The following is a 12333-nucleotide window of genomic DNA, read 5'->3' on the forward strand; positions in this document are numbered from 1 at the left end:
CTAAGAGCCTTTTTTGCATCTTGACATAAAAAGGTCTTTTACTTTTTCTTTAATCCTGCGCGTATCCGGCTCAGGGATTGCGGAGTGATGTAGAGATAAGAAGCCAGATACTTGAGCGGTACATCCTGCAGCAGTTCCGGATTCTCTTCCATCAGCGTCATGTACCTTTCTTTGGCAGTGGGAGGGGTGCCGTAGGCTACTGTGGAACTGTCTACCGACAGAATTTCCCGCTCAAAGATTCTTCTGCCGAAGTTGGCCATGTCTATGGAATGCGAAAAAAGGGCTTCCAGCTCAGGCTTACTGATACAATAGGCGATGCTTTCATTCACCGATTCGATGTTGATGAGGGAAACCTCGCTGTCCACATATCCCCACGATGAGAAAGCTGTGTCGCCCGGTGCGGCGAACCAAAGGGAGTTTTCCGTGCCGTCTGTCAGGTAGTAGGCGCGCCAGATGCCTTTCTTCAAAAGATAGAAGTTGCTGTTCCTTTCCCCTTCGCTGATAATGAGTTCTCCCTTGCTGAAACGAACTTCTGCCATGTGTGACAGAAGTTCGTGCAAAGTGTTTTCCGGTAGTTTATACTTCTTGCAGAATTTCTTTATCATAGTTTCCATGCTGCAAAGATAGTGTAAACCGAAGACAGGACTTTTATGCTTGCATGAAAAAGTTATGTTGGGGTACAGCCCATCTTGTCTAAAGATACGGATTTTTCTTTATGCTTCCTTTTCCCGGATATGTAAATCACGAGGATAAAGAGGGTTGTCAGCATTTCTGCAAGAGGAGTGGCAAGCCAGATTCCCCGGTCTCCCAATAGCAGGGGCAGTCCGAAAAAGCAGGCTGTCAGCAGGATAAAACCACGCAGCAGGGTGATAACTGTGGCATACTTGGCACGCTCCACACTCTGGAAATAGCCGATGGATACGATGTTGACGGCAAAGAACACGAAGCCGGTGGCATACAGAGGCAACCCTTTTACCGCTATGCCATAAGCCGGATAACTGCGGTCTATGAACATGCCGACAATTTCAGGACTGCAGAATATTGTGACCAGGGCAAAACATACACCGCAGCCTATGGCGGTTTTCAGTGCAAGCAAGTAGGCGCGGCGGACACGCAGGCTCTCGTTCAGGCCGTAGTTATAACTGATAATCGGCTGTGCCGACTGCGCAATGGCATTATATACCATAAATATAATAGGAAAGAAATAGCAGGCGATGCTGAATGCCGCCACTCCGTCTTCCTTCAAATAATGGATGAACACCTGGTTGCCGACAAACATCATGCAGGCAATCGCCACCTCGCACAAGAAGGCGGAGGAACCCAATCGGCACATATAGCCAATGTTGCGGCGCATCAGTTGCATGCTTTTCCGGCTCATCTTAATGGGGTGGAAGCGCAGTGTGCACTGGCGGCGCAGTAGATAGAATACTACCATCAATGCGCCTACCGTAGTGCCTATAGCACTTGCCAATGCGGCACCGAACATTCCCCAATCAAAGGGGAAGATGAACAGATAATCCAATAGGATGTTCAGAACGGCAGCCACCACATTGCACATCATGGCGAAGTTGGGCGAACCGTCCAGCCTCAGAAAAAACATACCCGAATTGAGCAATGCCGTGAACAGAGAGAAAGGCACAAACCAAAGCATGTATTCCACAGCCAATGGCGTGAGCCGTTCAGACCCTCCGAGCAGCTTTACCACCTGTGGGGCAAATGAACAGAATAGGGCGGAGGTGCACATCAGCAACAAGGAAGATATGACTACAGACTGTGTGATGTTGATACGTGCCACCTTGACTTTTCCGTGTGACAGATGAATGGAGGCCACCACAGAGGCGCCGACCCCGAACATAAGTCCCACACCCGTAGAAAACAACCATAGCGGTGCCACAATGTTGACCGCCGCCAAAGCATCACTGCCGATTCCTTTTCCGACAAAGATGCCGTCGGTGATAACGAATAGTGCGGAGAAAATCATCCCCAGTACAGTAGGGAGCAATAGTTTGCGGAACAATGTCTTGATGTCCGTGTTCTTGAAGTCGATACTGTCTCTCATTTTTTCCATACTCATCTTATTTATTTCTTTAATATGTGAAAACCAATCATTTCCGTTGCTACGATTAAGCCCAATGTTAACTAATCCTTAATCGTTCCACCATGGTGGAACGATATTTCCCTCGTGGTGGAATGATATTTTCTCCACGGTGGAACAATATTTTCTCCATGGAGGAACGGTTAAAGGTATGCAAGGGAAATGATTAATGTTGTTCATGTTTTATCATCTCTGATTCGGGCGACAAAAGTAGAGCTTTTGAATGGAATGGAAATTAACAAATGGTAATTTCCGACAGAAAAAATGATTTTAATTCTGCCAAACTGACAGACAAACTGCCACAAGTATAAATCTGCGGCTGCTCTGAACAATTTGGCACAACGTTTGTCTTTTTATTGGCGTCTGCCACTGAGGCGGACGTCGAAACAGAATAATAACAAATAAAAAAATAACGATCATGGGAAAAATTATTGGTATTGACTTAGGAACAACAAACTCTTGCGTTGCAGTATTCGAAGGTAACGAACCTGTAGTAATTGCAAACAGTGAAGGTAAGCGCACCACTCCTTCAGTAGTAGCATTTGTTGATGGTGGCGAACGTAAAATCGGTGATCCTGCCAAGCGTCAGGCTATCACGAACCCCACCCGTACGGTTTTCTCCATCAAACGTTTCATGGGCGAAAACTGGGACCAGGTGCAGAAAGAAATCGGCCGCATGCCTTATAAAGTAGTAAAGGGTGACAACAATACTCCGCGTGTAGACATCGACGGACGTCTCTATACTCCGCAGGAAATCTCTGCAATGATTCTGCAGAAGATGAAAAAGACTGCCGAGGATTATCTGGGACAAGAAGTGACAGAAGCCGTAATTACCGTCCCCGCATACTTCTCCGACTCCCAACGCCAGGCTACAAAGGAAGCCGGACAGATTGCAGGTCTTGAAGTGAAGCGTATTGTGAACGAGCCGACTGCCGCAGCTCTTGCTTACGGTATTGACAAGTCTCACAAGGACATGAAGGTTGCCGTATTCGACCTTGGTGGTGGTACATTCGATATCTCTATCCTCGAATTCGGTGGCGGTGTGTTCGAAGTATTGTCAACCAACGGTGACACTCACCTGGGTGGTGACGACTTCGACCAGGTAATCATCGACTGGCTGGTTCAGGAGTTCAAGAACGACGAAGGTGCCGACCTGACTCAAGACCCGATGGCTATGCAACGTCTGAAGGAAGCTGCTGAAAAGGCTAAGATTGAGCTGTCCTCTTCTACAAGCACTGAAATCAACTTGCCGTACATCATGCCCGTAGGCGGTGTGCCCAAGCACTTGGTGAAGACGTTGACCCGTGCCAAGTTCGAGGCTCTGGCTCACAACTTGATTCAAGCTTGTTTGGAACCTTGTAAGAAGGCTATGAGCGATGCTGGTCTGAACAATGCGGACATTGATGAAGTAATCCTCGTAGGTGGTTCTTCACGTATCCCGGCTGTACAGAAGTTGGTAGAAGACTTCTTCGGTAAAGTTCCTTCCAAGGGTGTGAATCCGGATGAGGTAGTAGCCGTAGGTGCTGCCGTGCAGGGTGCCGTTTTGACAGATGAAATTAAGGGCGTTGTGTTGCTGGATGTTACCCCGCTGTCTATGGGTATCGAGACTATGGGTGGTGTGATGACTAAGCTGATTGAGGCCAACACTACCATTCCGTGCAAGAAGAGCGAGACATTCTCCACTGCTGCCGACAACCAGACGGAAGTTACCATCCATGTATTGCAGGGTGAGCGTCCGATGGCTGCACAGAACAAGTCAATCGGTCAGTTCAACCTGACAGGTATTGCTCCGGCACGTCGCGGTATTCCTCAGATTGAGGTGACATTTGATATTGATGCCAATGGTATTTTGAAGGTGTCTGCCAAAGATAAGGCTACCGGCAAGGAACAAGCCATCCGTATCGAAGCTTCCAGCGGCTTGAGCAAGGAAGAAATCGAAAAGATGAAAGCCGAAGCCGAAGCCAATGCTGAAGCAGATAAGAAAGAGCGTGAGAAAGTAGACAAGCTGAACCAGGCCGATTCTATGATTTTCCAAACCGAAAATCAGTTGAAGGAACTCGGCGACAAGCTCCCTGCCGACAAGAAGGCTCCGATTGAAGCTGCTTTGCAGAAGCTGAAAGATGCCCATAAGGCTCAAGACCTGGCTACCGTAGACTCTGCCATGGCCGAATTGAATACGGCATTCCAGGCTGCAAGTGCTGAAATGTATGCCCAGAGCGGTGCTCAGGGTGGTGCACAAGCTGGTCCTGATATGAATGCAGGGCAACAAGGCGGTGCTCAGGATAATACAAAGCATGGCGATAATGTGCAGGATGCTGATTTTGAGGAAGTCAAATGATTCCGATAAGTAAACAGATAATAAACGATAAGCAAAAGCGTGCAGCTCAATGAGTTGCACGCTTTTTGCGTTTATGGGGTTCATGGTTGCTATGTGTTTTCTATGGGCTTTTTTATCTCTTATTTGCGACATGTTTGCGACACGTCTTATTTGGCGATAAGGTACAACTTAGATTGATATAAACCATTTAAAACGAGAAGAATATGCCAAGAGGAAATTACACCATTCAAAGAAGTTGCGAGGAGTGTGGTAAAATCTTTACTCCTCCGACATTAGTGTCGAAGTATTGTTGTCCGGCTTGTTCCAAGAGGGCGTATAAGAAAAGACAAGTCGCAAAAGAGAAAGAAGCGATACGCCAAGCACTGATTAGGCGAATACCATCCAACAAGGGGTATCTAACCGTAAAGGAAGCCATGCTGATTTACGGAATTAGTAAAGACGTCCTTTATCGTATGATACGGCAAGGCTTGATACCGTCATACAATTTTGGCCAGCGTCTGATACGCCTTAGTCGGCAGTATATGGATGAACACTTCAAAACAAAGGCAGGGAGTAGAAAGAGAAAAAAGGAAGCATTGTCCTTTGAACCCAAAGACTGTTATACTATCGGAGAGATTGCCAAGAAATTCCATATCAATGACAGCAGTGTATTTAAGCACATACGCCGTCATTCTATTCCTACACGCCAAATCGGTAACTATGTTTATGTTCCCAAATCTGAAATTGATAAATTATACAAGTCGTTATGAAGAAAGCATTACCTAATACCAAAGTGACCGTCAAGCTCAGAAGGTCGAACTACAAAGAAGAGTGGTATCTGATTATAGAATCATACCCAGTTTATAAGCGAGGTTCAACTCGGGCAAGCCGTGTGGTAGAATCCATTAACCGGACTATATCTACACCCATTTGGGACAAGTCGTCCATTGCACGTATCCTGCCGGATGGAACATTCAACTATAAGCCTAAGCGTGATTTGAATGGGATTATCCAATGCCGTTCAACGATAGATCAAGAGGCTTGTATCTATGCAGACAATGTGCGTAAGTTGCGGCAACATGAATACGATAGTGCCATCCTTTACACTGATAAGGAAAACGAAATCGCTGCACAGAATGAGCGGAGCGAACAGGATTTTATCAAGTATTTCAATCGTATTATAAGCACACGTCATCCCAATAGTTCCGATTCGATAATAGTCAACTGGAGGCGTGTAGGTGAATTATTGAAAATGTATTCGCAAGGGCAGCCAATTCCATTCAAGGCAATTTCCGTTAAACTGCTTGAAGATATTAAGATGTTCCTTCTCCGTGCCCCAATGGGAGGGAATAAGAAAGGTACTATCTCACAAAACACGGCATCAACCTATTTTTCCATACTCAAAGCCGGATTGAAACAGGCATTCATTGATGAATATCTGACCGTTGATATTAGTGCGAAAGTAAAGGGAATAACAAACATTGAGAAACCTCGCGTTGCACTTACCATGAATGAAGTGCAAATGTTGGTTGATACTCCTTGCAAGGATGATGTTTTGAAACGTGCGTTCTTGTTCTCTATTCTCACTGGATTGCGGCATAGCGATATTCAAACTTTGAAATGGAAACAAATTCAGCAAACAAGCAAGGGTACATGGCAAGCAGTCGTAATTCAGCAAAAGACAAAAAGGCCCGATTACAAGCCAGTCACTCAACAAGCACTTCAACTATGCGGCATACGTCCAGACGATGATGAAGCACTTGTTTTTGAAGGATTGACTGATGCCTCTTGGATTTCTCGCCCGTTGAAAGTCTGGATAGAAGCATCCGGTATCAAGAAGCACATCACCTTCCATTGTGGCCGCCATAGCTACGCTTCGCTGTTGCTGGAAAATGGCGTTGACATATATACCATCAAGTCTTTGATGGGACATACTAATGTCAAAACCACGCAGATTTATACGCACATCGTAAACGAACAAAAAGAGAAAGCCGCCAATACACTACATATAGAAAATTTGGATTTATAAGTTGTGGTGGGGGCTCCCACCGTTGAGCACCAATGACTTATGTAATTCCAATCATATACTTACCACCGTTTACCCCTCATGAAGCATCGGCTTTTTGAGGGGTGTTTTGTAGCATTGAGGCTTTCGGTAAGGAAGGTGTCAGTCCCAATAGTGGTTTATTTCCCTTTTATTATGCCTTCCAATAAACTCTCGTATTAATGAAACTTAAATCTGTCAGTGGTAAATGAGCGGTTGATTGGTGGCGGTCAAGCACCTATTTAGCACCTATAAGCATCCCTATACTTTTGTGGCATAAATTTTAATACGAAGAAAAAATGGCCTATAAAGTAAATTCATTGGAGGAAATGCCGAATGCGTTGTCCTACCTGATTGAGTCCGTAGAAGTACTGCAATCTAAAGTGAATGCCTTGCAGCATAAACAGGCAAGTAACTCACCCAAGTGGATGGATATAGATGAGCTTTGCGCTTATCTGCCATCACATCCTGCCAAACAAACGGTTTATGGATGGGTGTCAACCAAACAGATTCCCGTACATAAAATAAACAAGGCTTTGGCTTTCCTGCAATCAGAGATTGACGATTGGCTGAAGAACAAATCGCACAAGACCCAAGATGACTTAATGGAAGAAGCCAGACGATTTGTCGAATCTAAAAAGATTATCAGATGATGGAAACGACCGACTATTGCTTTTCATTCTTTCGCAAGCCCATTCAAAACATCGAACCGATGAGGGCTATAGGTATTGTGGATGTGTATCGTTATGTCATCGGACATTATGCCCAACCACAAACCGAGAACCTGCGGCAGATGCAGTCCTCTCCCGAAGCCAAAAGGTACAAAGCCACCCATTTTGACTATTGTACTTTTTCGGGATTATTCCGAAAACGGAATGAAAAGGAACTGATTATGCACTCAGGATTGATGTGTTTGGATTTCGATCATGTGGATAACATAGGGAGGTTAAAGCAACAATTACTTAACCATGAGTATTTTGATACAGAACTGTTATTTGTCAGTCCATCCGGTAATGGATTGAAGTGGATAATACCTGTTGATTTGAAAGGCTGGGAACATTCCCGGTACTTCAAGGCTGTTACCAACTGTATCAAAGCGACAGGTTTGCCATTGGTGGATATGTCCGGCAGTGATGTGGCTCGTTCATGCTTCTTACCCTACGACCCACAAGCATATATTAACCCTAAATACAAAGATGATGTCGAAGAAAATATTTTCCGCCCAAGATTGGGAGAATGTCCCTTCTGAAATACAACAGGCACATACACCAAGTATTGCCCCTATATATAATAAGGTGGAGGATGATGTGGAAAGTGTTGTTCGGGAGATAGAACAGTGTGCCATTGATATAGCCCCTCATTATAAAGATTGGGTGGAGTTGGGCTTTGCGCTTGTGGATGGATTGGGAGAGAACGGGCGGGAGTATTACCACCGCATCAGCAGGTTTTACCCTACCTATCAAAAGGAAGAAACGGATAAACAATACACGCATTGTCTGCACTCCAAAGGGCAAGGCATTACTATCCGTTCTTTCTTCCATTTGGCAAATCAAGCTGGAATCTCATTGGCTCCGTTCTTCAAAGAGCATTTATCCATTTTGCCAAATATCCAAAATGGTAAAACGGGTAAATGGATAAAATCAGAAGAAGAACTTCCTACATTTCCTGAATGTGTGTTTGAGCATCTTCCTCCTTTTCTAAATGAGGTTGTCAATAATTCCATTTCGGTAGATGACCGTGATACGATATTAATCGGGGCTATTGTGTGTTTGTCGGTATGCTTTCATAATGTTTGTGGCGTGTACGATGAACGCATTGTTTATCCCAACCTCTATCTGTTTGTTGTAGCGGATGCCGGTATGGGAAAAGGAGCATTGACTCTATGCCGTGAATTGGTAGCCCCCATCAACCGCCATTTGCATGAACTTTCCAAACGATTGGAACAGGAATATAAAGAAGCAATGAACACATATATTAAAGGTAAGAAAACCGATGGAATGGCTATGCCAACTGAACCGCCCATGCGTATGCTCGTGATTCCAGCCAATAGTAGCGCAAGCTCTTTCTTGAAGATATTAGGAGATAATGACGGAATCGGGCTGCTGTTTGAATCGGAGGGCGACACGTTAAGTCAGACTTTGAAATCGGACTACGGCAATTACTCCGATGTGTTGCGAAAGGCATTCCATCATGAATTGGTAAGTTTGAGTAGGCGTAAGGATAGAGAGTATTGTGAAGTAGCCAATCCGAGAGTATCGGTAGCTTTGGCTGGAACTCCAGAACAGGTAAGAAGATTGATACCTGATGCAGAGAACGGATTGATGAGTCGCTTTTGTTTCTATATTATCCGCTTCAAACGAGGTATAAGAAATGTGTTTGCCACAAGCGACATTTCCCAATCCAAGAATGCCATGTTCAAACTGTTGGGAGATAAATTCTGCCATTTACATGAGAATTTTGTACGGCAGGGTAATTATTCCTTTTCTCTTCCCTCTGATTTACAGGAACACTTTATTGAATATCTCAGTCGGGTGAATGAGGAATGTTGTGACGAAGTGGATAACAAGATGCAAGGAGTAGTCAGACGGATGGGACTGATTGCTTATCGTATAATGATGGTGTTGACCGTTGTCCGACATTTGGATAATGTGATTCACAAATCTTCTTCTGACGAGACTGTACAATTGGTTTGCCATGAGTTTGACTATTCCGTAGCCATGAGTATTTGCGACACCCTGCTTTATCATGCCGTATTCATTTATCAGAATTTGTCAGGAAATCAGTCTAAACGATTCAATACCGTTTCGCAAGAGACAGGCGTTTATGCACGAAGGAACACCCTTTATAATATGTTGCCTGACACTTTCACAAAGAAAGATTATGATGCGGCGGTTTTAACTTTGGGCGAGAATGGAAGTACGGCAAACAAGTGGATAGAAGCCTTTATCAAAGATGGCAAACTAAGCCGAATAGAACAAGGGAAATATAGGAAGATTTTTTGAGTGGCAAGTTTGTGTTTTAGTGTCACTAAAACCTATGCGGCAAGCGGATAGAACAGCCACTCTCAAAAAATCAATTTATGAACATAAAAGTTTAGATAAGTATGAAGGATAAGAAACTTGGTGGTCGCCCTAAGTTGGCGAGTTATCAGAAACGCACGAAATGTTTTCGGGTAATGTTTACCGAGAACGACTACATTTATATCCAATCCAAAGCGGAGCAGGCTGGATTGTCTGTCAATGAATTTTGCCATCAGGCTGCAATGGATTGTCAAGTCTGTCAACGCATCAGTCCTGAAATGGTATCGGCTATTCGTGACCTTTCCGGTATCGCCAATAATGTCAATCAGATTGCCCACCAGATGCACACTTATGGTTTGGAAGCTGTCAAGCAACAATGCTTCTCAATCATATCAGAAGTCAATAGAATCATCACCCAAGTGAAGAACAACTGCCATGATAGCAAAGATTAAAACAAGAACCGATTTTGGAGGAATAGTGAATTACGCCAATGACCAAAAGAACAAGAAAAAGAGTGCCACACTTTTGGCACACGAAGGAGTCTGCACCATTAGTAATAAAGCCATCGCTGATTTTTTTCAGATACAAGCATCCATGCGCCCGAAAGTAAAAAGTCCGGTGAAACACGTATCACTTGCTTTTTCTTCGCAAGACATTAGCCGTTTTCCCGATAATGAAGAAGGAGATGCGCTGATGGTGGAGATTGCCAAGAAATGGATGGAACAAATGGGGATTCGTAATACTCAATATATCATAGCCCGGCATCACGACACGAAACATCCTCATTGCCATTTGGTATTCAATCGGATAGACAATGAAGGCAATCTTATTTCTGACAGCAATGAAAGAATATGCAATGCAAAAGTTTGTCGTGCTTTGACTAAAGAGTATGGATTTTACTTTGCCCCTAAAAATAGTAAAGCCAGAAATAAAAGTCGTTTGCGTCCTCACCAATTACGGAAGTATAATCTTCGTTCTTCAGTTCTTGATGCGCAGGTAAATTCTCGTTCTTGGAATGACTTTATTAGTACGCTCAAAGGTCAGGGCATAGATATGCGTTTTAATCATGCTGAGAACTCTGATAAAATTCGTGGTATATCCTTTTGTATGGATGAATTTAGCATTGCTGGTTCTAAACTTGACCGTGATTTGAGCTTCAACAACCTTTGCACTATGTTGGGTGATGTAGCTGCGGAACTGATTATTCAACCCCATCAAGTCATAACTCCCGGTGGAGGTGGAGGAACCAACAATGAACAAGGCGGGCGGGATGATAAAGACAAGGATAACCAAAGAAGCGAACCTTTTTATAAACCTTCAAAACGTAGAAGATAATGAAAGAAGATGTAATAGCTGCAAATCTTGCAAATTTGCGCCAAAGTATCAGTGAACTGAAAGAGTGTATTGAAAAACAGAATGTCACTGTTTCTAAATCGGAACAATCTGTAAAAGTGGAATTTGATGAAAAGACCATTTATACTGGAATTGCCAAAAGTTTCTGTACTTGCTGGAATGAAGCCTTGTCTGTGATCAAGAAACATATCTGGCAACAGCAGCCTAACACATTGCCGTTTTCGCTATGGTTTCCGAAACTCATTGATTTATTCAAGCAGAAGTCCAAACTTCTTGAATATCTTTATCGGCACGTTTGCGATTACAATCAGAATCGTATAACTATCGAAACTAATACCCGATGTATATTGAAACGGCAGGATGAGATATTAGCAAAAATCAATGAATTGAAAAGCCCTGTAACCGTTATTCCACCTAATATCAGTGGGTTGTTTATATATGGCTATCATATTAAGCTACGATATGTCATGGTCTTCATTGTCGTTATTATGATATGGGCCGTTGCTGTTTCTGTTAGTAGTATGAAGTATAAGGAAGAGAGCTTTGCGTATTATTCTATGTATAGGGCAGTGAAGGAACAGAATCAGAACTTGATAGAAAAGCAGATAGCAATAAAAGGGGAAAATTAGTATATGCTTCTACGTATATACTGTTTGCTCCAATTTATCCCTTTACATTTTAATCAATTGTGAAGGAATTTTTTATATTGGTGTATATTAATATAATTTTAAGAGTTATGATTTACGGATACATTAGAGTAAGCAGTGACAAACAAACTGTAGAAAACCAACGTTTTGAGATAAGTAATTTCTGTAATAATAATGAGTTGACAATTGGCGATTGGATTGAAGAAACTATTAGTGGAACGAAAAATTACACAAAACGACAGCTTGGACGTTTACTGCGTAAAGTACGCAAAGATGATATTATCATCTGTAGTGAGCTTTCACGTCTTGGACGCAATCTTTTTATGATTATGGAAATCTTGAATATCTGTATGACAAAAGAATGTAAGGTATGGACAATTAAAGATAACTATAGACTTGGGGAAGATATACAAAGTAAAGTCCTTGCCTTTGCTTTCGGATTGTCAGCTGAGATTGAACGCAATCTTATCAGTCAACGTACAAAAGAGGCGTTAGCGAGAAAAAAAGCAGAAGGGGCAATGCTCGGACATTGTCGTGGCTTTCGTTGTAGACTTAATCCCAAATGTGCCAACAAGCACGATTATATTGTAAAAGAATTGGCTAAAGGAACAGAAAAAACAGTTATATCTAAAAGATTGAAAGTATCAAAAACTACATTATATCGTTATCTCGTTTATACGGGGCTTCATTTGCCTATAAACTGTCAACAAGAAGGATGGGAAGAGTATGGTATCTATCATTGATTTCTATGTACTACAGAAGCGACCCTCAAAAGAGGGCTTCGATATTGTCATTGGCAATCCACCGTACGGTGCTAAAATTTCATCTATAGACAAAGCATGCTTCAAACATATATT

The 12333-nt window shown here is 43.0% G+C and carries 12 protein-coding genes; 10 read left to right on the forward strand and 2 right to left on the reverse strand.

Annotated features, from left to right (window positions below; genetic code table 11):
* Positions 1-38: 38 nt before the first annotated feature.
* Together CSD97_RS03880 and CSD97_RS03885 are read right to left on the reverse strand one after the other, a co-directional pair.
* Positions 39-614 carry a Crp/Fnr family transcriptional regulator gene (locus tag CSD97_RS03880; RefSeq protein ID WP_005831755.1) on the reverse strand — a complete coding sequence of 192 codons (576 nt, stop codon included), beginning with the start codon at positions 612-614 and terminating at the stop codon, positions 39-41.
* 53 nt (positions 615-667) lie between these two features.
* Positions 668-2068, reverse strand: a complete 1401-nt coding sequence (locus CSD97_RS03885; RefSeq protein WP_098031998.1) for an MATE family efflux transporter — start codon at positions 2066-2068, stop codon at positions 668-670.
* Between the two features lie 445 nt (positions 2069-2513).
* Here CSD97_RS03885 and dnaK point away from each other — a divergent pair, with 445 nt between their 5' ends.
* From dnaK to CSD97_RS03940, 10 genes are all read left to right on the forward strand, one after another.
* Positions 2514-4433, forward strand: coding sequence for a molecular chaperone DnaK (gene dnaK / locus CSD97_RS03890; RefSeq protein ID WP_022401988.1), 1920 nt, complete (start codon positions 2514-2516; stop codon positions 4431-4433).
* Positions 4434-4636: 203 nt separating this feature from the next.
* A complete protein-coding gene (locus CSD97_RS03900) occupies positions 4637-5182 on the forward strand; it encodes a helix-turn-helix domain-containing protein (RefSeq protein ID WP_005795672.1) in 546 nt (181 codons plus the stop codon).
* Positions 5179-6441, forward strand: coding sequence for a site-specific integrase (locus CSD97_RS03905; RefSeq protein ID WP_005795670.1), 1263 nt, complete (start codon positions 5179-5181; stop codon positions 6439-6441). The genes CSD97_RS03900 and CSD97_RS03905 overlap by 4 nt, the downstream gene beginning before the upstream one ends.
* 314 nt (positions 6442-6755) lie before the next feature.
* On the forward strand, positions 6756-7109 hold the full coding sequence (locus CSD97_RS03910; RefSeq protein WP_004313943.1) for a helix-turn-helix domain-containing protein: 354 nt from the start codon (positions 6756-6758) through the stop codon (positions 7107-7109).
* Positions 7106-7705 carry a BT4734/BF3469 family protein gene (locus CSD97_RS03915; protein WP_004313940.1) on the forward strand — a complete coding sequence of 200 codons (600 nt, stop codon included), beginning with the start codon at positions 7106-7108 and terminating at the stop codon, positions 7703-7705. Before CSD97_RS03910 ends, CSD97_RS03915 begins: the two co-directional genes overlap by 4 nt.
* Positions 7656-9458: a DUF3987 domain-containing protein gene (locus CSD97_RS03920; protein WP_004313939.1), complete on the forward strand. Its 1803-nt coding sequence runs from the start codon at positions 7656-7658 to the stop codon at positions 9456-9458. Before CSD97_RS03915 ends, CSD97_RS03920 begins: the two co-directional genes overlap by 50 nt.
* A gap of 101 nt (positions 9459-9559) precedes the next feature.
* Entirely contained in the window at positions 9560-9928 is a 369-nt protein-coding gene (locus CSD97_RS03925; protein ID WP_004313937.1) for a MobC family plasmid mobilization relaxosome protein, read from the forward strand.
* Positions 9912-10811 (forward strand): relaxase/mobilization nuclease domain-containing protein, encoded by a 900-nt coding sequence (locus CSD97_RS03930; RefSeq protein ID WP_061448680.1) that lies wholly within the window; start codon positions 9912-9914, stop codon positions 10809-10811. Before CSD97_RS03925 ends, CSD97_RS03930 begins: the two co-directional genes overlap by 17 nt.
* Positions 10811-11458 (forward strand): hypothetical protein, encoded by a 648-nt coding sequence (locus tag CSD97_RS03935; RefSeq protein ID WP_004313932.1) that lies wholly within the window; start codon positions 10811-10813, stop codon positions 11456-11458. The genes CSD97_RS03930 and CSD97_RS03935 overlap by 1 nt, the downstream gene beginning before the upstream one ends.
* A gap of 107 nt (positions 11459-11565) precedes the next feature.
* The gene (locus tag CSD97_RS03940) at positions 11566-12219 is read left to right on the forward strand and encodes a master DNA invertase Mpi family serine-type recombinase (protein ID WP_005818830.1); all 654 of its coding nucleotides are present in this window, start codon (positions 11566-11568) and stop codon (positions 12217-12219) included.
* Positions 12220-12333: the final 114 nt, after the last annotated feature.

This window comes from Bacteroides sp. AR29 (genome assembly GCF_900217715.1).
In the GTDB taxonomy this organism is placed as follows: Bacteria; Bacteroidota; Bacteroidia; order Bacteroidales; family Bacteroidaceae; genus Bacteroides; species Bacteroides uniformis.

Coding starts and splice junctions, on each gene's coding strand:
- CSD97_RS03880 (WP_005831755.1), bottom strand. CDS start 614: ATGGAAACTATGATAAAGAAATTCTGCAAGAAGTATAAACTACCGGAA.
- CSD97_RS03885 (WP_098031998.1), bottom strand. CDS start 2,068: ATGGAAAAAATGAGAGACAGTATCGACTTCAAGAACACGGACATCAAG.
- dnaK (WP_022401988.1), top strand. CDS start 2,514: ATGGGAAAAATTATTGGTATTGACTTAGGAACAACAAACTCTTGCGTT.
- CSD97_RS03900 (WP_005795672.1), top strand. CDS start 4,637: ATGCCAAGAGGAAATTACACCATTCAAAGAAGTTGCGAGGAGTGTGGT.
- CSD97_RS03905 (WP_005795670.1), top strand. CDS start 5,179: ATGAAGAAAGCATTACCTAATACCAAAGTGACCGTCAAGCTCAGAAGG.
- CSD97_RS03910 (WP_004313943.1), top strand. CDS start 6,756: ATGGCCTATAAAGTAAATTCATTGGAGGAAATGCCGAATGCGTTGTCC.
- CSD97_RS03915 (WP_004313940.1), top strand. CDS start 7,106: ATGATGGAAACGACCGACTATTGCTTTTCATTCTTTCGCAAGCCCATT.
- CSD97_RS03920 (WP_004313939.1), top strand. CDS start 7,656: ATGTCGAAGAAAATATTTTCCGCCCAAGATTGGGAGAATGTCCCTTCT.
- CSD97_RS03925 (WP_004313937.1), top strand. CDS start 9,560: ATGAAGGATAAGAAACTTGGTGGTCGCCCTAAGTTGGCGAGTTATCAG.
- CSD97_RS03930 (WP_061448680.1), top strand. CDS start 9,912: ATGATAGCAAAGATTAAAACAAGAACCGATTTTGGAGGAATAGTGAAT.
- CSD97_RS03935 (WP_004313932.1), top strand. CDS start 10,811: ATGAAAGAAGATGTAATAGCTGCAAATCTTGCAAATTTGCGCCAAAGT.
- CSD97_RS03940 (WP_005818830.1), top strand. CDS start 11,566: ATGATTTACGGATACATTAGAGTAAGCAGTGACAAACAAACTGTAGAA.